Origin of the sequence: Profundibacterium mesophilum KAUST100406-0324, assembly GCF_009835145.1 — a bacterium.
GTDB lineage: Bacteria > Pseudomonadota > Alphaproteobacteria > Rhodobacterales > Rhodobacteraceae > Profundibacterium > Profundibacterium mesophilum.
In genome coordinates this window covers 1-19,853 of the sequence record NZ_APKE01000031.1, presented here as the reverse complement: position 1 = coordinate 19,853, position 19,853 = coordinate 1, and the positions used below count along the sequence as shown (strand labels likewise).

Below are 19,853 nucleotides of genomic sequence, written 5' to 3'. Positions count from 1 at the left end.
CCGGCATAGATGCCGCTGCCGACATGGGCACGGATCTCGTCGGCATCAAGCAACGTCTGGTTGTCGATGCCGTAGCCGCGCCAAAGCGTCTGCCGCGCCTCAAGCTCGCGCATGTGGGCGGAGGTCAGGCCAGCAAAGATGTTGCCCTCTTTCAGGTCGCAATCGATGGAATAGCGCGCGACGCGCTCTCGAATGATCTTCCCGCCTTCCTGGACGAGACCTGCGACGAACTGCGCGGTTGGTGCGCCGTAGCGCCGCTCGATCGTGGTCAGGGACGCGTTCAACCCGTTGACGATCTGTCCGCCATTGCGACCCGAGGCGCCCCAGCCGACGCGTGCGGCCTCGATCACGGTGACGGAATACCCCTTTTCGGCCAGATGAAGCGCGGTCGACAGGCCGCTATACCCGGCGCCGACCACGCAGATCTCGGCCTCCTGCGTGCCCTCGAGCGCGGGGCGGGACGGCGACGGGTTCGCGCTCGCCGCGTAATAGCTGCGCACGTGTTGCGCGGCATCGCCCGGAGAAGACGTCATCAGACGATCTCCAGATAGGTCTGGTACTCGAACTCGGTGATATGGCGATTGAAGCGGGCCTGCTCCTGCCGCTTGCATTCGGTCAGCATCTTCTGCAGACGCCGGGAATAGATCTCGGGAACGAGCCCGCCCGTTGCGAAAGCGCGCACGGCGGTCGCCCAGTCAAGCGGCAGGTGCGGCAGATCGAGGCTGTAGGCATCCCCGGTGATCGGCGGCGCCGGGGCAATTTCGCGCTCGATCCCCAGAAGTGCGCCGCCAAGGACGCTGGTCATGACGAGATAGGGATTGGCATCGGCGCCGGCGACGCGGTGCTCGATCCGGCGCGCCTTGTGATCGCCGCCGGGAATGCGGATCGCGGCGGTGCGGTTCTCATAGCCCCAGGCCACCGATGAGGGGGCATGGGCACCGGGCAGGAGCCTGCGGAAGCTGTTCTCGTGCGGAGCGAAGGTCAGGGCGTTCTGCTGGATCGTCTCCAGAAGGCCGCCGACGGCATTGAGCATGAGCGGGGTGCCATCGTCGCTGCCATTGTCGAAAAGGTTGCGCCCCTCGGCATCGACTAGGGAGAAATGCACGTGGAAGCCTGAACCTGCGCGGTCGCCGTAAGGTTTGGCCATGAAGGTCGCGGCGAAGCCGTGCTGCCGGGCGATCCCGCGCACCAGCCGCTTGAAAAGGACCGCGTCATCCGCCGCGCGCAGCGGGTCGTTCGTATGACGCATGTTGATCTCGAACTGCCCGGCACCGTTTTCTGAGATCGCGCTGTCGGCGGGGATATCCTGCGCCTTGCAGGCGGTGTAGACCTCGTTGAGGAACGTGTCGAAATGCTCGAGCTCGTCAAGGCAGAGCGCGCCGTCGGACATGAGCCGCGTGCCGGTGATCGGCGAGCGCGGCGGCTGCGGGATCTGTCCCGAAGGATCGGTCAGGTAGAATTCGAGCTCGGTTGCAACCACCGGGGTCAGTCCAAGGGCGGCATACCGTTCCACGATGCGCGCCAGCGCCTGCCGTGGATCGCCGAGGAAGGGTGTGCCATCCTCCTGCTGCATCCAGAGCGGGATGAGCGCCGTCGGCTTGCGTGTCCAGGTGACCGGCAGCATGCCGCGCCCGGTCGGCAAGCAGATCCCGTCCGCATCGCCGGTCTCGAAGACCATGACGCTGCCCTCGATATCCTCGCCCCAGATATCGAGGCCGCAGATCGACAGCGGCATCCTCACGGTGCCGGCCATGACCTTGTCCATCTGTTCGATGGGAATGCGCTTGCCGCGCAGAACGCCGTTCAGATCGCAGACGCAGCCGAAGATATTCTCGAACTCGGCCTCGGGGTCCGAGATGTGCAGGCGATCTGTAGACATATGGCTCCGGGGGGGAAGGGGATGCGTGCTGCATCCTGCGTGCCGAAGACTGCCAGCAGGGCGCCGCAGGGTCAATGGCGCATGGGCCGTCCCACCGCGCGGCGGGACGGCCACGACCTTTCGAGCGGGGTCGCGCGGGCTTACTCGGCAGCCTCGCGCCGTGGCAGGACCCAATCCGGCCTGATGAAATGGCAGGTATAGCCGTGGGGGATCCGCTCGAGGTAGTCCTGGTGCTCGGGCTCGGCCTCCCAGAATGCCCCGGCCGGGGCAAGCTCGGTCACCACCTTGCCCGGCCACAGCCCGGAGGCCTCGACATCGGCGATCGTGTCGCGCGCGATGTCGCGCTGCTCGTCACCGATATGGAAGATGGCGGAGCGATACGATACGCCGCGATCGTTCCCTTGCCGGTTCGGCGTGGTCGGATCATGGATCTGGAAGAAGAATTCCAGCAGCCGCCTGTAGCTGATCCTTTCCGGATCGAAGGTGATCTCGATCGCCTCGGCATGGGTTCCGTGATCCCTGTAGGTCGCGTTCTCCACGTCGCCGCCGCTATATCCGACGCGCGTGTCGACGACGCCCGGCAGCTTGCGGATCAGATCCTGCATGCCCCAGAAGCAGCCGCCGGCGAGTATGGAACGTTCCGTCATCTAATCGTCCTCCACTTGGTTGAGATAGTCGCCGTAGCCCTCGGCTTCCATGTCCTCGCGCGGCACGAAGCGAAGGCTCGCCGAATTAATGCAGTAGCGCAGGCCGCCGCGATCGCGCGGCCCGTCCGGGAAAACATGGCCCAGATGGCTGTCGCCATGGGCCGAACGCACCTCGACCCGCTCCATTCCGAGCGAGCTGTCGCGCAGCTCGGTCACGTATGCGGGCCGGATCGGCTTGGTGAAGCTCGGCCACCCGCAGCCCGACTCGTACTTGTCCGAGCTGGCAAAGAGCGGCTCGCCCGAGACGAGATCCACGTAGATGCCCGGCGCCTTGTTCTCGAGGTATTCGCCGGTGCCCGGACGTTCGGTTCCGTTCTGCTGGGTGACGCGGAACTGCTCGGGCGTGAGGTTGGCAATCGCCTCCTCGCTCTTGCTGTAGCTCATTGCACGGTCCTTTCGCTCTGCTTGCTCACGCAAAGATGGGTATGAAGCGGCCCGGTTGCCAAGGGCGTGCACGAAAATACCCCGCCAGCGGGGCGGCGGGATGCGCGGATTGGGGGGCGGCCCGTCATGGCATTGCAACACGGAACGTGCACGCGAAAACAGCAGGTTGGGCGACACGGTCTTTTCCTGTAAACGATTGACCCTAGCTGGGCTCATAACGAGTGGCCGCCCGCGCCTGTCCTTGACCAAACCTGTAAGTTTCCATGACCGAGCCTGTCCATCCGGACGATAACGCCGTTTTGCACGCGCTTCCGTTCCCCGCACTGATGATGACGACGGAATTGCGGATCATCGATGTGAACCTGCCTTTTCGGCAAACGGTGATGCGCGAACATGACACGCTCGAGGGCGTGGGCCTTTTCGACGCCTTTCCGGCCAGGACCCGAGATGTCTCGATCGAGGGAGAGGTCAGGGCCTCCGTGGCCCGGGCGCTCCGGGCCGGCGCGGTCGATCGCCTCCCGCCGGGACGCCACGATATCACCTTGCCCGACGGCAGCTTCACGACACGCTACTGGCGGCTGAGCCATTCATGCGTCGCGCGACAGGGCGCCGCTCCCGTGATCTTGCAGATCGTCGAGGATGTGACAGAACAGCATGTCGGCGAGGCATTGCAGGCCGCGCGCGAGCGTGTCGCATCCAAGGGGGCCAATGTCGCCTTCTGGGATGTCGATCTCACCGACGGGACGCTGCTGCGCTCGCCGGCGGTCGATGCGATGCATGGCTTTGCCGAAGGGGAGGCGGGCGTGGACATCGCCTCCTTCCTCGAGCGCATTCACCCCGACGACCGGCAATGCTGCGAGAGTGTCATCACGGGCGGCGCGCAGGCGCATTTCGGCGAGATCGACCTGCAATACCGCGTCATCTTGCCCGAAGGGGCACAGCGCTGGCTCTTGATGCAGGGCGAGGTGATCCAGGGTCCCAACGGGCGGGCGCATGTCATCGGGATGGTCATCGACGTCACCAAGGCGCATCGCAACGAGGAAGAGTTGCGCACCGCGCTTGCCGCCTACAGGACGCTGCTCAACGAAGTCAATCACAGGGTCAAGAACTCGCTGCAGATGGTGGCGAGCATCCTCAACCTCGAGAGCAACCGTGCAGGCGGGCCGGCCCGAGCGCAACTGGCCGCGGCCAGCGCGCGTGTCGGCGCCATCGCCACCATCCATGCGGGGCTCTATCTCGACGACGACGTGACGCGGGTCGAGATCGAGCGCCAGATCACCAACCTGTGCCGCCACCTGTCGCAGATGGCCGATTGCGCGCGGCGCGGGATCGAGATCTCGGTGAAGGTGATCCCGATCCGCCTTGCGCCCGACCGGGCGATCAGTCTGGCGCTCGTGATAAACGAGCTGGTGAGCAACGCGTTGCAACACGGCTTCGAGGCCCCGGGCGGCGGCCGTGTCGAGGTTATCCTGAACCGCAGCGACGACGGTTCGGGTTTCACCCTGACGGTGCAGGACGACGGCGCGGGATCGGCTGGCACGCATGGACCCGCAGGGCTGGGCGGCCGGCTTGTCCGGATGGCGGCCGAGCAGTTCGGCGGAACGATCAGCATCCCGCACCGCGAGCGCGGCTGGGCGACGATGATCCAGTTCCCGGCGGAGCCCTGACATGGCGATGCGTGTCCTGATCGTCGAGGACGAGGTCTTCATTGCGCTCGATCTCGAATCGCATCTCGAGATGATGGGCCACGAGGTCCTCGGGATCGCGGCCAACAAGAATACCTGCCTTGCGCAGGCTGAGGCGAGCCGGCCGGACCTCGCGCTCGTCGACCTGCATCTCGCCGGCCCGTCGAGCGGCATCGAGGCGGCTGCCGAGTTGCGCCGCGATCACGGCATCGCCTGCATCCTGGTCAGCGGGTCGCTGCATGAGTTGAGCCCGGGGGACATCGAGCGGATCGAGCCGCTGGCGATGCTGGCCAAGCCGTTCAGCATGACGGCGCTCACCGATGCGCTCGAGACCGCGGACCGGATCCTCGCCCGCCGTTGCGGCGGCTGAGGCGGCGGGGTCCCGGATCGGCGCGGCCGCACCAACGTAAAGCACGCCCGAGGCGCCGGTTTCGGCCCATGAACACCCAGTACCCAAGTTTCGCCATCTTGTCGCCGCTGCGCGGGGGCAGTCTCGGCGGTGCCGCGAAGGGGCAGAATGCCGGCTTCGCTCAACCTTCGAGAACGGAGAAACAGATGTTCCAGAAGTTGCACATCGCCCTCCCACGCAGCAAGCAGCGGAGCGCGAGGCGCGCAAACCTTCCGGGAGGGGACGATGCCGCCTGTGCCCATGACCGGTGATCTCGCCGCGATAACGGGCGGCTGCGCATGATGAGCCCCGAACTCGTCCTCGGGCTGACGCTCGGCCTCGGCACCGCCGCGGCCCTGTCGATCGCCGCCGTCGTCAGCTCGCAAAAGGACAGCGCCGAGCATCAGGCCGTGCTGCAGCACGGGCTCGCCCCGATCACGGTGCTCGGCGCGCCGAGCACGGATGCGATGGTCGATATCGGCCAGGGCCTTTATGCCGCCAACTGCGCCTCCTGCCACGGTGCCGAGCTCGAGGGCGAGCCGAACTGGCGCCAGCCCGGACCCAACGGACAGATGCCGGCGCCGCCGCATGATGCGAGCGGGCATACTTGGCATCATCCCGATCAGGACCTGATCGCGATCATCAAGCATGGCATCGGTGCCGTGCAGAATGGCCGCCACAGCCGCATGCCGAGCTTTGACGAGAAGCTTGGCGATGCGCAGATCGAGGCGATCCTGGCTTTCATAAAAAGCAGCTGGCCGGATCACGCGCGCCGGTTGCAACAGAACGTCACGCGCGAGGCCGGCTCGAACCTCTGAGCCGAATGCCCCGTGGCCGGTTCTGACGCGGCGCTTCGGAGTTATTCCGGAGCGCCGCCTCGTGTTTCAGCGCCAAAACCGCATCCCACGAAAGTCGGTCGCAAGCCGGGCCTGACCCGGCGCCTTCGGGAATGCCGCAAGGCAAGGCCCCCCGGATCGCGTATCCGGGGGGCTCTTTCGATTGTCGTTCCGGGAGCAAAGAGGAGCGCGCGACTTGCGAGCGCTCCCGTGTTCCCGGCTTTCGTGGCCGGACGGCCGGATCAGGCGTCCGGCACGTCCTTGGCGCGCCACCATGGCAGGCGGATCACCGCGCTCGTACGCTCGGGCTGGGCGTCGATCTCGAAGACGCCGCCATGCAGCTCGACGAGTTTCCGGGTCAGGGGAAGCCCCAGCCCAAGACCGCCGCCGGTCCCGCGCGTGTCGATCGCGCCCCCGGTCACGAATGGCCGATAGAGTTCCGCGAGCGCGACGTGGTCGTCGAGCGTGCCCTCGTCGGTGATGCGCATCTCGATCTCGCCCTCCTCGGTGAGCCGGGCGCCGACGCTGATATCGCCGGCCCCGTGGCTCAGGGAGTTGAGCATCAGCGCCGTCAGGGCAAGCTGGATGTGATCCTCGTCGATCATGATCGAGGTGACGGGGATGGCGTTGTGCACCGACAATGCACGCGAGGCCCTTTCGGTCGACAGCGAATGGGTATCCACGACGCCTTCGAGCAATTGCGCCACCGAAACGGGGCGCTCGTTCAGGGTAAGCTCGCCGGTGCTGGCATCGCTGAAGGTCAGGATGGACTCGACCAGTTTCGCAAGATGTTCGCTGGAGCGGCGCGAGCTGACCGTCAGCTCCCGGTTCACCGCGTCCTTCAGCCTGAACTCAAGCAGCTTGAGCCCGCCGAGGATCACCGTGAGCGGGGTGCGCAGCTCATGTCCGACCAGTGTGACGAAATTTTCGGGGCCGGTCTGCCCGGCCGGCGTCTGGGCGGGCAGGGCAGGGGCCTTCTCGAGCGCGGCGACCACGGCGCGGCCCAGAGCGCGCAGCACTTCGAGCTTGTCCTCCGAAGGGGGCTCATGGGCCACGAGATCGAGCGCGCACAGACTGCCGAACCGAAAGCCCGATGACAGGACGAGCGGCACCCCGGCATAGAAGCGCGCCTGCGGCCCGCCCTCGGCGACCATCGGATGACGCACGAATCGCGGATCGGCGCTCAGGTCGGGGACCACCATCTCGGCATTGGACATGATCGTATGGGTGCAGAAGGAATGCTCCTTAGGCATCTCGCCCAGCTCGATCCCGACAACCGACTTGTACCATTGATGCGTCTCCTCGACGACGCTGATATGGGCGATGGGGCAGTCGAGAAGTTTGCGCGTGGCATCGCACAGGCTGTCGAACAGGGCTTCGTTGCCGGCCACGAGCCCGGGCACGTTCTGCAGCGCCTGAACGCGAGCCTCTTCGTTGAAGGGTATGGGGAAGTCTCTCATGACGATGATCCTGATTGGCAGTCTTTTCTGGTCATAAAGTCATACCAATTTGCGTCCTTAACATGGTGAAGTGTCGTCAAATTGCAGAAAAATATATTGCAAGGAAAATCTTGAGCCTTGCGGGCGGGACGTTGCGGCAACCAGCCGGGGTCAGGCGGCGTTGGACTTCGGCGGCCCGTCCGGGCAATCCAGTTTGAAAAGCGCGCGAGGAGACAAAGTCCAATGGTTGATGCATCATCGACAAATACCCCGCCCGAGGGCGTGCCCCCGGTCATCGTCTTCGATGTCAACGAGACCCTGCTCGACATCACCGTGCTCGAGCCACTCTTCGCCAGGCTCTTCGGCAATGGCGACATGATGCGCGAATGGTTCGCGCAGCTCATCCTCTATTCACAGACGATGACCCTCTCGGAGCTTTACACGCCCTTCAGCGCATTGGCCGCAGGCGCGCTGCGTATGACCGGGACGATCCACGGTGTCGCCATCGGCGAGGAGGATATCGCCGAGCTAAAGACGCACTTGGGCAACATGCCGGCCCATCCCGATGCCGCGCCCGCGCTTGAACGGTTGCGGGCGGCGGGTCTGCGCCTTGTTACATTGACCAATTCTCCGCCGAGCCCTTCGCCCACGCCGCTGGAAAAGGCCGGACTTGCCCAGTATTTCGAACAAAGTTTCAGCGTCGACACGGTCGGCAAGTTCAAGCCCGCGCCGCAGACCTACCAGCATGTCGCACAGGCGATGAACGTGCCCGCGCGTGACTTGTGTCTCGTCGCATGCCACCTGTGGGACACGATCGGGGCGCAGGCGGCCGGGTGCAAGGGTGCGTTCGTCTCGCGCCCCTACAACGCGTTCCTGCCAGCGGACGGGGTGCCGGAGCCCGACTACACCGCCCTCGATCTGGGCCGGCTCGTCGATCTCATCCTGAAAGACGCGGGCTGAAACAGGCGCGCTCACGGCGGCGGGCAAAGGCAAGCGGGGCGATGCCCTGAGCCTGCCGCATCGCGGGGCTTCGGCCGGGGGGCATGCGCCTCACTCGGGATGGGCGGGCTCGGTCACGCTCTCGAGCGTCAGGGTCTTGCCGCCGAGGGCGCGGAAGGCACGTTGACGGCATGACAGAACAAGGATCTGCGTACCGCCGGACTGCCGGTGCAGGGCGTCGAACATCTTCTCGATGCGCTCGTCATCGGTGAACACAAGCGCATCGTCGAGGATCACGGGCGCATGCCGGCCGTCGCGCGCCAGCATCCGCGCGAAGGCCAGGCGCACGAGCAGCGCGATCTGCTCCTGCGTGCCGCCGGAAAGGATGTCGATCGGCTCGCTCACCTTGCCGCGCACGAGCGCGCTCGGAAGGAGCGTCTCGGGCTTCCATTCGAGCGTCGCATCCGGCCACAAAAGATGCAGAAGGGGGCGCAGCTCCTTGACGACGGCGCCGAAATACTGCTCGCGGGAGGCTTCGCGGGCGGCGGTCAGCACCGCCTTGAGCCGTTGCAGCACGGCCACTTCCCGCTCGATATGCCCGAGCTCCGCCCGTGCCGCCTCGATCTGCTGCAACGTCTCGGCCAGCCGTTCCTCGACGGCATCCCCCGCGCTCCGCGTGATCCGCTCATCGAGCATGGCGATCGACCGTCCGAGTTGCACACCCCGCTCGCGCGCCGCGCTGTCGACGGAGCGCGCACGGTCGAGGGCGGCCCGGGCCGCCGCAATGTCGGGCGCGTCCTTCCGGCGTCGTTCAAGCTCGCTTGAGACCGCCTCGGCCGCGACCCGGGCCTGGTCGAGCCGCTCCGCCAGCGCCTGCGCCCCTTGGGGATCCGACCGCTCGGCCGCCGCGCGGGCCCGGTCGAGCCGGGTGCGCGCGGCATCGAGTTCCGCACCACTGCGCGCGGCGGCGCTCCTGGCATCCGAAAGGCGGTCCGCGGCCGCGTCCCGTGCCAGCTGTGCCGCCCCCTGCGCCTCCAGGGCGGCAGCAAGGGCGGCGTCGGACTCCGCGAGTGTCGGAGCCTGCGTCCCGTCATCCTCCGCGCCAAGTCTGGGGATGGCCGCGAGGGCCGCGCGCAGCGGCTCGATCCCGCCCGGCGCGATACTGTCGAAAACGGCACGCGCCTCGCCGCTTCGCTGCTGCGCTTCGGCCGTGATCCGCGCCGCTTCGTGCGCGGCTGCGATGTCCGGCAAGCCCGCCTCTGCGAGCGCCTCTCGCAACATCGCGTCATGCCCCTCGAAGCCGGTCACATCCCGCGCATCCGCGCCAGGGCTGATCTCGAGCCTTCCGACGCCGTCGATATCGAGCATGGCGGGGCCGGTCAGGGGGATGGCCTCGCCGTCCGCAAGGGCTTGGCCGTCCAGCGTGACCTGGCCCCCTTTCGGCGCGGCATAGTGCATGGTCACCCGCGGCGCCTGGGCATCGCGCGCGGCCGCCGCGGCTGCCCGCTCGACGGCGATGCGTTCGATCTTCGCCAGCTGGCCCGCGTCGAGCCCGGTCTCAAGCTGCGCCTGTGCCTCCTCCATCGACCGGCGCGCGCCCTCGGCGCGCTCGATTCGCGCCTCGAGGTCGCGGACACGTGCCGCGCCGCTGCGCGCGGCATCCCGGCGAAGGGCGGCGGCATGGCTCTTGCGGGCCGCGTCATGCGCATCGCGCGCGGCAAGGAGCGCGGCGTCACGGCGTGCCATCTCCGCGCTGGCATCGCGCTGCGCGCGGTCCTGCGCGGCGGCCGCGCTCTCGCACGAGACGAGCGCCGCCCGCGCTGCCGCCGCCTCGGCTGCCGCCGCCTGTGCCTGCGCCAGTTTGTCGGCGGCCGTGTCATGGGCAAGCTGCGCGGCGGCAAGCATACGTTCGGCCTGTTCGATCTCGCCGGCATGACGCTCGGCGGCGCGATAGGTCTCCTGTGCCGCCTCGAGGCGCTGCTTGCGTTCGGCCACGGCCTCCGGAGCGGTCAGCTCGGCCATCTCCCGCCGGTCCCGGCTCCTGGCATCGAGCGCCTCGTGAAGGGCGGTCGCGGTCGCCCGAAGCTCGCCGGCGCTGTCCTCGAGCAGGGCGAGACGGTCTCTGGCCGCCTTCCACGGCCCGCCGCTGCGCGGTGCGCCCCTGGCGGTCGCGTACTGCGCAAGCTCGGCATCGCAGCGCGCCAGCGCCGCGTCCATCCGCCGCCCGCCCGTCATCGCGTCGATCTCGCCATTCACCGAAGTCAGCAGATCGCGGCGTGCCTCGAGCAGTCCCGCGGTCTCCTTGGGCGACGCGCCTGCGATCGCCGCGCGTCCCTGGCGAACCCAGACAAGGCCAAAAGGACCGGCGGCATTCTCGCCGCCAAGCTGGCGCGCGATCCATGCCTCCGCCTCGTCGGCCTTGGCCAGCAGCGTGCCGCCCGAATGCACGCGGGCGAAGGACCGGGTCTTGTCCCAGCGCTTGGTGACCTCGAAGTGCCCTTCCTCGGTCTCGATCTCGACGGTGACCTGGGGGGCGCCGCCGGCGCGGGATTTCAGGGAGGCGGCCCGGGTCGAGCCGTGCGGGATGAAGAACAGCGCCTGTATCGCGTCGAAAAGCGTCGACTTGCCGCGTTCGTTCGGCTCGCTGAGGACGTTGATCCCGTCATGGATGTTCTCGATGCGCACCGTCCCGTCGAACCGGCGCACGTTGCTCAACGTGATTGCGCGCAGCTTCATCGCGCATCCTCCTTGACGTAGGAATAGAGCCTCGCGAGGGCGGCAGAGGAAATGTCGCGGTCCTCCTGCGAGAGCGTTTGAGAGCGGCTTTCCTCCTGCAAGGTCTCCGCCGCCTTGCGCAGGGCGCCCGCCTGATCGATCTCGTCGAGATCGGCGTCGTCATGGGCGATCTGCAAATCCTCGGCGCGCAGTTCGAAATGCGCGAAATCGGGCGCGATCCGCGCCGCGGCCGTCGTCAGCGCGTCATGTTCGGGCAGGCTGCTCCAGCCGGTGGCGTTGACCCGGACCAGCGCGTCGCGCCGTCCTTCGGCGGGCAGGAGGGCGGCGAGAGCCTGCGCCGCGTCCTGTCCGTGATAAAGTGGCAGTTCGATGCTGGACCAGTGGAACTGACCGATCGGCATCTCCTCGATCCGCGGGGGCATGCCGACGCCTTCGAGGGTGACGGCAAGGGCGACGCCCCGGCGGTCATGCTTGAATCGGTCCTGTTCGGGCGTACCCGAATATTGCACGCGCGGGCCCACCGCCATGCGTCCGTGCCAGTCGCCAAGCGCGAGGTAGTCGAGGCGCGCGCTGCGGTCGCGGTCGGGCGGAATGTTGTCCCCCGCTTCAACGAAATCGACGACGCCGCCATGCGCGAGGCCGATCCGCAGGGCCCCTTCGGCGCTTGGCATCCGGGGGAGGCACTCGGTCAGATCACGCCCCGCGGAGCGATAGGTGACGGGGCAGGGGAGCAGCGTGACGTCGGGACGCAGGGAGACCGGCTCCGCACGGGTCAGGGGGCGGACATTCTGCGGTGCCTGCCGCGCGATCTGCTCCCACAGGGGTTCTCCATCGCGCAGGTTGTCGTGGTTGCCGGGGAGCAGCCACCACATGATGTCGGGATCGCGCCCCATCGCCGAGAGGGCCTGCCGCAGAACGACATCCGAGGGTGTCGGGGTGTCGAAGCTGTCGCCGGCCACGAGGACATGCTCCGCGCCGTGATCGCGGGCGGCGGCGGCGATCCGCTCGATCGTGCCGTGTCGTGCCTCCATCAGGCGGCCGCGGATGTTGCCATCCTCGGGTTGCGGGATGTTGGCATATCGGCGGCCAAGATGAAGGTCCGATACATGGATGAACCTGAATTCCGACATCTCGATCTCCGGTAGACTGTGACTGATTACCGCGGACCCACCATGCGCGGCGCTCACATCCGCGCGGGCGGGTCCGGGGGACAGGATAGCGCCAATCGCCCGGCGATTGCGACAGGTTTCGGAACCTATGGGGAACATGGATGGCGGCTCCTGTCCAGTCCGCGCGGAGGCGCATTTCGCGCCGCGGGCGAGGCGCAAGGACCGCCCGCCATGACGCGCTCTTTTTTGGAGCCAGACGCGCCTACGCGCCGATATCCGCCGGATCCCCTCCCCTTGCGGGCGGCCGGCTGTCACCGCGCCGGAACTGACACCGCGCCATAAGGGTTCGCCATCCGGCGCATGGGATCATTGGCATGGAGGACACGATGGCCGGAACGGATGAGCATGACGGCGGCAATTCCGCGGTCGAGGGGATATTCGACGCGCTCGAAGAGGCCACCAAGGGCCGCGATCGGGTCACGCTCGGCACCATCGTCGAGGCCATCGGCAGCCGGGGATATGGCCCCTTCCTGACCGTGCCCGCCTTGTTCGAGATCACGCCGATCGGAGCCATTCCGGGGGTTCCCACGCTCATCGCGCTGATCATCGTCCTTTTCGCGGTACAGATCGCGGCTGGGCGCGATCACTTGTGGCTTCCGGGTTTCGTGAAAAACCGCTCGCTCGAGAGCACGAAGATCGACAAGGCGGTGGACAAGATGCGCCCCGTGGGCCGGAAGATGGATCGCTGGCTGCGCAACCGGCTGCGCGTCTTCGCCAGTGACATGGGCGTTCGGATCGCGGCCGTCGCGGCGATCGCCCTGTGCCTCACCGTGCCACCGCTCGAGATCGTGCCCTTCGCCTCCTCGGCGCCGATGATCGCCATCGCCATACTGGGCCTTGCGATCCTGGTGCGCGATGGCGCACTGATGCTGGCGGGATACGCCATGGCGCTCGGCGCGGTCGCCATCGGCATCGGAATGCTCGGCGGAGGAAGCCCGGTCGGATGATCGCCGGCCCCGCCCCGGGTGGCCGCCGGTGGCCGTTCCCCCGCGCCAAGTGGCACAAACGACTTGGATTTCCCGGCGCGCTCTGCTCTGCTTCTCGCCGGGGGATGAGTGTCGAGTAAGTGTTGCGAAAGCGAGTGTGCGGTGCCCGGAAATCTGCAAGTGAACGATGCCGGCCCCGGCGACGGGATGCCGGTTGCGATCGTCGAGGCCGAAATCGTTCAGCGTGTGAACTTCGCCTCGGCGCAGAACGACGTTCCGGTCATCAGATCGCTCAGCGTGACCAACCTCGGGGCAAGCCCGCTCGAGCGGCTCGAACTCGTCCTGACGGCGGAGCCCGCGATCCTGCGTTCGCGGCGCTGGGTGATCGACAGCCTCGGTGCGGGCGAGACGTTGCGCCTCGTCGATCTGTCGACGCCGCTCGATATCGGCCTTCTCGCCGGCCTTGACGAGGCCGAGCACGGAACCCTCCGCCTTTCCCTGTCGGACAGGACCGAAACGCTCGCGGAGCGCTCCTTGCCGGTCGAGTTGCTGGCGCGCGATCAATGGGGCGGCCTCGCGGAGATGGACCGCCTGCTCGCCGCCTATGTCTCGCCCAACGACGCGGCCGTGGCCGCGATCCTCAAGGAGGCCTCGCGCCTGCTCGAAGCCTCGGGCCGGGATGGTGCGATCGAGGGATACCAGAGCGCCGACCCGCGGCGCGCCTGGATGCTCGCAGGGGCGATCTGGTCGGCGGCGACGGGGCTTGGCCTGACCTATGCGACCCCGCCCGCCTCGTTCGAGCATGACGGACAGAAGGTCCGGTTCCCCCACAGGATCCGCTCCGAGGGGCTGGCCACCTGCCTCGACATCTCCCTCCTGCTCGCGGCCGCCTGGGAGCAGGCCGGCCTGAACCCGGTGGTCCTGTTCACCGAGGGGCATGCCTTCGCGGGCGTGTGGCTGACGGCGCGCGATTTCGGGCAGGTGACGGAGCCCGATATCGTCGCCGTGCGCAAGGCAGCGCAGGCGCATGAATTCGTGCCCGTCGAGACGACCTACCTGACGAAGCGGCCGGCCATCGGCTTCGAGGAGGCCGCCGAGGCGGGGCGCGCCCTTCTGCGCGAGGAGAACGAGCATGCCTTCCTGGCCGCGATCGACATCGCGCGGGCCCGCGCCGCCCGGATCAGGCCGCTCGCCGCGCATCTTCCCGCGCAAGGGGATGAGGACGCCGCGGATGCCGAGGCCGCGCCCGCCGGGCTGCCGGCACCGCTCGACCTGGGCGTGCTGCCGGCCGAGCTCGCGCAGGAGGCGCCCGCCACGCCCAGGGGCCGCATCGAGCGATGGCAGGGCAAGCTGCTCGATCTGTCGTTGCGCAACCGCCTGTTGAACTTCAAGCCGACGAAGCAGACGGTCCCGTGCCTCGTGCCCGATCTCGGTGCCCTCGAGGACGCCCTGGCCGGCGGGCAATCCTTCCGGGTCTACCCGATGCGCGAGGAGGATCCCGTGGGCCTGCGGCAGGTGCCGGCCGACGAGCGGGAGCGCATCATCGCCTCCGCCGTGGCCGATGCCGCGGCGCGCGGACAGGTTCCCGTCGATCTCGACAGGAACGAGATGGAGCGCCGGCTCCTGACCCTTTTCCGCAAGGCCAAGAGCGATGTGCAGGAGGGGGGCACCAACACGCTCTTCCTGGCCGTGGGCTTCCTGCGCTGGCAGCGCGAGGGCGACACGCAGCCCTATCGCGCTCCGCTCCTGCTGGTCCCGGTCAAGCTCGAGCGGCGTTCTGCGCGCTCGGAATTCTCCATCGTCCATCACGAGGACGATGTCCGCTTCAACGCGACGCTGCTCGAGTTCCTCAAGCGCGATTTCGACCTGGCCTTGCCGGAGCTCGAGGGCGAGCTGCCGCGCGACGGAAGCGGCATCGACCTGCCATTGATCTTTCGCACGATGCGCATGCGGGTGCGCGACGTTCCGGGCTTCGAGGTTGTCGAGGATGTCGCCCTGTCGACCTTCTCCTTCTCCAAATACCTGATGTGGAAGGACCTGGTGGACCGGACCGACGATCTTCGCACCAATCGGCTCGTGGCACATCTGGTCGACAATCCCGACCGGCCCTTCGAGACGGGACAGGGCGATCCGGTGCGTCCGGAGGAGCTCGACGCCCGGCTCGCGCCCTCCGACCTGCTGACGCCGCTTCCCGCCGACAGCTCGCAGCTCGCCGCCGTGGTCGCCGCGACGGACGGGCGGGACTTCGTGCTGATCGGCCCGCCGGGCACGGGCAAGAGCCAGACCATCGCGAACATCATCTGCCAGATCCTCGCCCAGGGGCGCACGGTGCTTTTCGTGGCCGAGAAGGCCGCGGCGCTCGACGTGGTGCAACGGCGGCTCGAGGCGCATGGCATGGGCGATGCCGTCCTCGAGCTGCACTCCAACAAGACCGACCGCAAGCGCGTCTTGAACCAGCTCGGGCGGGGGTGGGACCGGGCGGCTGGCGGGCCGGGGCCGGACTGGGTGCAGGTCAACGCGCAGCTCAAGCTCGAGCGCGACAGGCTCAACAGCTATGTCGCCGCGCTCCATGCCAAGGGCCCCCAGGGCTTCTCGATCTTCGACGCGATCTCCTGGACCGCCGATGATCCGAACGGCCCGGCGCTTCGCTACGCGGACAAGGACGCCCATGATGCCGAGAGTTTCGCATTGCTCGAGCGGACGGCCGACGCGCTTGCCCGCACCTTCGCCGCCACCCGCGACATCCCCCCCATGCCGCTCGTCACCGCGACGGACTGGTCCTTTGCCTGGCAGGACGCGCTGATCAATTCGGCGCGGGAGATGCGCGTCCTGCTCGACCGTCTCGCGCAATGCGGGAGCCGCCTGTCGCACGATCTGGGTCTTGGCCCGGCGCCGGGCCTGCCGACGGGGCGGGCCGCGCTGCTCGACCGGCTCGCGGACCGCGCCGGGGCCGATGCGGCCGACCTGCGTGCCGTGCCGCAGATGACGGGACAGGATCTTCTGGCCGCGCTCGATGCCTTCGAGGCAAAGACGGCGCGGCTCGACGCGCTGCGCGCCGCGACGAGCGCCCGCTACGATGAGGCCGAGCTCGCGCGGATGCCGCTCGATGCGCTCGACCTCGACTGGCGCAAGGCCGAGGCCTCGTTCTGGCCCTTCTCCGCCCTGCGCCGGCGCAGGGTTCGCAGGATGATGCAGGGTTATGCCGCCAGCGGGGCCGCCGATCCCGGCCGTGACCTGGGGGCTTTGCTCGAGATGCGGCCGCTTGTCGACGCCCTGAACGGCGATCCGTTGTCGACGATCGCGGGGCAGGAGCGCTCCACGCGGCTGGCCCGGCGCGCGGCACGGCAGGCGATCGCCCTTCGCGCGGCCCTTGCGGAGGCGGGCGATGCGGTGGCCGACGCGGTCGCCTTCGGGCGGGTGCAGGCGGCCCTGCCGGCCATTCCCGAGGGCGCCCTGCGCGAGGGGCTGGCGCAATGGGCGGCGCTGCGCGCCGAGGCGCGGGACCGCAGCGATGCGCTTGCCGCGCTTGGCGCCGACATATCGGGATTGCCCTCGATCGAGGGGATCATGCGCGAGATCGACACCGTCCTTGCGCATCGCGAGCGGCTCGCCGATTGGACCTTGTGGCGCGAGGCCCGCGCGCAGGCCGAGGCGCACGGGCTTGGCCCCCTGGCGGACCGGCTCGAGGCCGGCGAGGAGATCGGGGAGGCGACCGCGGAATTCCGCAGCGCCTACGCGCGTTGGTGGTTGCCGCTGGCGCTCGATGCGTCGGCGCCCCTGCGCCGGTTCGCGCAATGGGATCACGAGGATGCCGTGAAAGCGTTCCGCGATCTCGATGCGCGCGCGGCAGAGCTGGCGCCCGCCGAGGTGATGCGCCGGATCGAGCATGAACTGCCGGGCCGCGACGGCGTTCCGCGCAACTCCGAGCTGGGAACGCTGCGCCATCAGCTGGGCCTGCAGCGCCCCTCGATGGCAATCCGGACCCTGCTCGGCAACCTCACGCAGAGCTTTCCCAGGCTGGCGCCCTGTGTGCTCATGTCGCCGCTGTCGATCGCGCAATATCTTCCCGCCGGACAGGCCGCCTTCGATGTCGTCATCTTCGACGAGGCCTCGCAGATCACGACCTGGGACGCGGTGGGGGCCATCGCGCGGGCGCGGCAATCGATCGTCGTCGGCGACCCCAAGCAGCTTCCGCCGACGAACTTCTTCGGCCGGTCCAACGATGACGAGGAGGATGCCGGCGATGGCCTGATGGGTGACATGCCCTCGATCCTCGACGAGGTCGCCAATGCCGGTATTCCCACGCGGCGCCTCAACTGGCATTATCGCAGCCGCGACGAGGCGCTGATCGCCTTCTCGAACCATCATTACTACGGCGGCGGGCTGGTGACCTTCCCCGCGCCCTCCACCCGGTCGGAGGCCGTTCACCTGCACCGGATCGAGGGGACCTATGCGCGCGGCGGGGCGCGGGTCAACGTGCCGGAGGCGCAGGCCATCGTGGCGATGATCGAACGCCGCCTGTCGGAGTGGCTGACACTTGATCCGGTGCAGCGGCAGACGCTCGGCGTGATCACCTTCAACGCCCAGCAGCAGGCCCTCATTCTCGACCATCTCGACGCGTTGCGCCGCACGCGGCCCGATCTTGAATGGTTCTTCGCCGAGGAGCGCGAGGAGCCGGTCATCGTCAAGAACCTCGAGAGCATCCAGGGCGACGAGCGCGACGTGATGCTCTTCTCGATCACCTTCGGCCCGGATGCCGCCGGACGGCTCTCGATGGCGTTCGGCGCGCTCAATCTCGAAGGCGGCGAGCGACGCCTCAACGTGGCGGTGACCCGCGCGCGGCGCGAGCTGCATGTCTTCGCGTCGCTTTCGCATGAGGAGATCGACCTCGGACGCACCCGTGCCACCGGGGTGCGTCATCTCAAGGCCTTTCTGGATTATGCCCAGCGGGGTGCCATCGCGCTCGCGGCCGAGGATGGCGGATCGCTCGGACCGGCCGAGAACCCCTTCGAGGAAGCGGTCGCGCAGGCCTTCCGCGCCAAGGGCTGGGAGGTCCGTACCCAGATCGGGGTGTCGGGCTTTCGCATCGACCTTGCCATCGTGCATCCCCGGCGGGCGGGCGTCTACCTCGCGGGGATCGAATGCGACGGCGCGAGCTACCATTCCTCGGCGACGGCGCGGGACCGCGACAAGGTGCGCCAGGCGGTTCTCGAAGGGCTGGGATGGTCGATCCTGCGGGTCTGGTCCACCGAATGGTTCCGTCATCCCGATCCGATCGTGGACCGCCTGCATGCCGAGCTTGAAGCCCTTCTGGCCGCCGATCCCGTCCCCGATCCCGGCGAAATCGACGAGGGAAAGGCGGACATCGCGCATCGTTCCGCGGATCGCGCCGCGCCGCTGGACGGTGCGCGTCCGGCCCTCGCCGCGCCCGCGCGATTCCCGGATCGACCCGAGGTGGGCACAGCCCGTCCCGGTGCAGGGGGTGCGGGGGAGGGCGCGGATGCCCGGCAGGGCGCCGGGGACGACACGCCCGCGGAGGGCGCATCATGCGCCGGCGGCGATCCGGCGCATTCACCGGAACCGCCCGCTGCCAGTCCGGGCGGATCCGATGATCGCACGGACCCGCCCCGCGCGGACCCCGAGGCCTTCTTCGAAGCGGATTACACGGCGGAGCTGCGCCGCATCGTCGATGGTATTCTCGAACGCCGCGCGCCGGTGACCTTGCCCGAGCTGTGCCGGGAGGTGGCCCGCCAACATGGGTGGCAGCGGACAGGGCGCCGGATCAACGACCGCGTCGCGGCGGCCGTGTCGCATGCCGACCGGCGCGAGGAGGACGGTCGGCTTTTCCTGTGGCCGGCCGGGGGACATGAGGCGCGCACGCCCTTCAGGGGGATGGCCGACCGCGCGGTGCACGATGTCTCGCGGACCGAGATCGCGGCCCTGCTCGATGCGCATTCGGAGGCGCTGGACGCATCCGGCGACCCGGCGCGCGAACTTGCCCGGCTCATGGGCATCAACCGTTTGAGCGGGACCGCCCGCCGTCGCCTCGAATCCGTGATCGAATGGTACCGCGCCCATGAATTCGGATGAGCATTCCGCGCGGTTCGGGGTGGGCGCCGCCGGAAAGGGACGGGGGCAGGGCGCTCGCCTCAGTGCCGCGCGGCGGCCAAGAGAGGGCGAGGTGGATGCCCCCCCGGGGGCAGGGTTCGGCCGCCCGCCTTGGCCCGCCGCCGCGATGACGGCGCCGCTCTTTTTGGCGTTTGCCGAGCGCCCGTCGAGAAGAAGCTGGGCGAAACGCACCGGATGCGTGTCCAAAGGGGGGTGCCGGCCTGCCGCAGGCCGGTGCCGGATTCGTCACCAGATCGACTGCGTCCCTGGCCCGCCTTCCCGTTCCGCATCCCGGACGTCCGAGGGGAGAGAGGGAAGCTCCCTCTGATGCCCATCATGTGGCAGGATGACGATGGGTATCCCTGTCCGCGCACCATCTTCCCGATGGCGCCCGGATACTAGGCCCGGCAAATGGGTGACGTGCCCGATAAGGATGGGATCCTGGGGGAAAGGTAAAGTGTGCCCGGAGGTGCGAGTACTCCTCACTGCTCAAGGCAGGCGGGCCGTCTGGCTCGGGCACCCGCTCAGTATGGGAAAACCGGTTTCAAGAATCAAGAGGCTAGGAGGTGCCCGGATGTGCTGTGACACTAGGTTCTGCAGTAAGCTGGATGATGCGTGTAGAAGCCGGACTATGCAGGATAGTCGTTTGAGAACGGG

General features: G+C 68.1%; 13 protein-coding genes. 6 read left to right on the top strand and 7 right to left on the bottom strand.

Features of this window, described 5'->3' with window-relative positions; genetic code table 11:
- The 4 genes from PMES_RS12720 to msrB form a co-directional block, all read right to left on the bottom strand.
- Window positions 1–533, bottom strand: a 533-nt coding sequence (locus PMES_RS12720; RefSeq protein ID WP_159966104.1) for an NAD(P)/FAD-dependent oxidoreductase, incomplete at its 3' end; no start/stop codon positions are given.
- The gene (locus PMES_RS12715) at window positions 533–1,879 is read right to left on the bottom strand and encodes a glutamine synthetase family protein (RefSeq protein WP_159966103.1); all 1,347 of its coding nucleotides are present in this window, start codon (window positions 1,877–1,879) and stop codon (window positions 533–535) included. The genes PMES_RS12715 and PMES_RS12720, both read right to left, overlap by 1 nt.
- Before the next feature lie 140 nt (window positions 1,880–2,019).
- Window positions 2,020–2,526, bottom strand: coding sequence for a peptide-methionine (S)-S-oxide reductase MsrA (gene msrA, locus PMES_RS12710; protein WP_159966102.1), 507 nt, complete (start codon window positions 2,524–2,526; stop codon window positions 2,020–2,022).
- Complete coding sequence (msrB, locus tag PMES_RS12705; protein ID WP_159966101.1) at window positions 2,527–2,970, bottom strand: peptide-methionine (R)-S-oxide reductase MsrB; 444 nt, start codon at window positions 2,968–2,970, stop codon at window positions 2,527–2,529. It lies immediately after the preceding gene.
- Between the two features lie 263 nt (window positions 2,971–3,233).
- On the opposite strand from msrB, the gene PMES_RS12700 reads away from it, so the two are divergent.
- The 3 genes from PMES_RS12700 (at window position 3,234) to PMES_RS12690 (ending at window position 5,861) form a co-directional block, all read left to right on the top strand.
- Window positions 3,234–4,637 carry a sensor histidine kinase gene (locus PMES_RS12700; RefSeq protein ID WP_159966100.1) on the top strand — a complete coding sequence of 468 codons (1,404 nt, stop codon included), beginning with the start codon at window positions 3,234–3,236 and terminating at the stop codon, window positions 4,635–4,637.
- A gap of 1 nt (window position 4,638) precedes the next feature.
- Complete coding sequence (locus PMES_RS12695; protein WP_159966099.1) at window positions 4,639–5,025, top strand: response regulator; 387 nt, start codon at window positions 4,639–4,641, stop codon at window positions 5,023–5,025.
- 317 nt (window positions 5,026–5,342) lie between these two features.
- Window positions 5,343–5,861, top strand: coding sequence for a c-type cytochrome (locus PMES_RS12690; protein WP_236549802.1), 519 nt, complete (start codon window positions 5,343–5,345; stop codon window positions 5,859–5,861).
- Window positions 5,862–6,121: 260 nt separating this feature from the next.
- Here the strand turns inward: PMES_RS12690 and PMES_RS12685 are convergent, their stop codons facing one another.
- A complete protein-coding gene (locus tag PMES_RS12685) occupies window positions 6,122–7,339 on the bottom strand; it encodes a GAF domain-containing sensor histidine kinase (RefSeq protein ID WP_159966098.1) in 1,218 nt (405 codons plus the stop codon).
- Window positions 7,340–7,561: 222 nt separating this feature from the next.
- Between PMES_RS12685 and PMES_RS12680 the strand changes: the two genes are divergently transcribed.
- Window positions 7,562–8,278 (top strand): haloacid dehalogenase type II, encoded by a 717-nt coding sequence (locus tag PMES_RS12680; RefSeq protein ID WP_159966097.1) that lies wholly within the window; start codon window positions 7,562–7,564, stop codon window positions 8,276–8,278.
- Window positions 8,279–8,368: 90 nt separating this feature from the next.
- Here the strand turns inward: PMES_RS12680 and PMES_RS12675 are convergent, their stop codons facing one another.
- Together PMES_RS12675 and PMES_RS12670 are read right to left on the bottom strand one after the other, a co-directional pair.
- Entirely contained in the window at window positions 8,369–10,993 is a 2,625-nt protein-coding gene (locus PMES_RS12675) for an AAA family ATPase (protein WP_159966096.1), read from the bottom strand.
- Complete coding sequence (locus tag PMES_RS12670; RefSeq protein WP_159966095.1) at window positions 10,990–12,123, bottom strand: metallophosphoesterase family protein; 1,134 nt, start codon at window positions 12,121–12,123, stop codon at window positions 10,990–10,992. Before PMES_RS12670 ends, PMES_RS12675 begins: the two co-directional genes overlap by 4 nt.
- A gap of 353 nt (window positions 12,124–12,476) precedes the next feature.
- Here PMES_RS12670 and PMES_RS12665 point away from each other — a divergent pair, with 353 nt between their 5' ends.
- Together PMES_RS12665 and proA are read left to right on the top strand one after the other, a co-directional pair.
- Window positions 12,477–13,109 carry an exopolysaccharide biosynthesis protein gene (locus tag PMES_RS12665; RefSeq protein WP_236549801.1) on the top strand — a complete coding sequence of 211 codons (633 nt, stop codon included), beginning with the start codon at window positions 12,477–12,479 and terminating at the stop codon, window positions 13,107–13,109.
- Between the two features lie 159 nt (window positions 13,110–13,268).
- Window positions 13,269–19,178 carry an anti-phage protein ProA gene (gene proA / locus PMES_RS12660; RefSeq protein ID WP_236549800.1) on the top strand — a complete coding sequence of 1,970 codons (5,910 nt, stop codon included), beginning with the start codon at window positions 13,269–13,271 and terminating at the stop codon, window positions 19,176–19,178.
- The last annotated feature ends 675 nt before the right edge of the window (window positions 19,179–19,853 follow it).

What these genes read in the sequence shown, in the direction of transcription:
- PMES_RS12700 (WP_159966100.1), top strand. Translation starts at nt 3,234, where the DNA reads ATGACCGAGCCTGTCCATCCGGACGATAACGCCGTTTTGCACGCGCTT.
- PMES_RS12665 (WP_236549801.1), top strand. Translation starts at nt 12,477, where the DNA reads ATGGAGGACACGATGGCCGGAACGGATGAGCATGACGGCGGCAATTCC.
- PMES_RS12675 (WP_159966096.1), bottom strand. Translation starts at nt 10,993, where the DNA reads ATGAAGCTGCGCGCAATCACGTTGAGCAACGTGCGCCGGTTCGACGGG.
- PMES_RS12715 (WP_159966103.1), bottom strand. Translation starts at nt 1,879, where the DNA reads ATGTCTACAGATCGCCTGCACATCTCGGACCCCGAGGCCGAGTTCGAG.
- PMES_RS12695 (WP_159966099.1), top strand. Translation starts at nt 4,639, where the DNA reads ATGGCGATGCGTGTCCTGATCGTCGAGGACGAGGTCTTCATTGCGCTC.
- PMES_RS12670 (WP_159966095.1), bottom strand. Translation starts at nt 12,123, where the DNA reads ATGTCGGAATTCAGGTTCATCCATGTATCGGACCTTCATCTTGGCCGC.
- PMES_RS12690 (WP_236549802.1), top strand. Translation starts at nt 5,343, where the DNA reads ATGATGAGCCCCGAACTCGTCCTCGGGCTGACGCTCGGCCTCGGCACC.
- msrB (WP_159966101.1), bottom strand. Translation starts at nt 2,970, where the DNA reads ATGAGCTACAGCAAGAGCGAGGAGGCGATTGCCAACCTCACGCCCGAG.
- PMES_RS12680 (WP_159966097.1), top strand. Translation starts at nt 7,562, where the DNA reads ATGGTTGATGCATCATCGACAAATACCCCGCCCGAGGGCGTGCCCCCG.
- PMES_RS12685 (WP_159966098.1), bottom strand. Translation starts at nt 7,339, where the DNA reads ATGAGAGACTTCCCCATACCCTTCAACGAAGAGGCTCGCGTTCAGGCG.
- msrA (WP_159966102.1), bottom strand. Translation starts at nt 2,526, where the DNA reads ATGACGGAACGTTCCATACTCGCCGGCGGCTGCTTCTGGGGCATGCAG.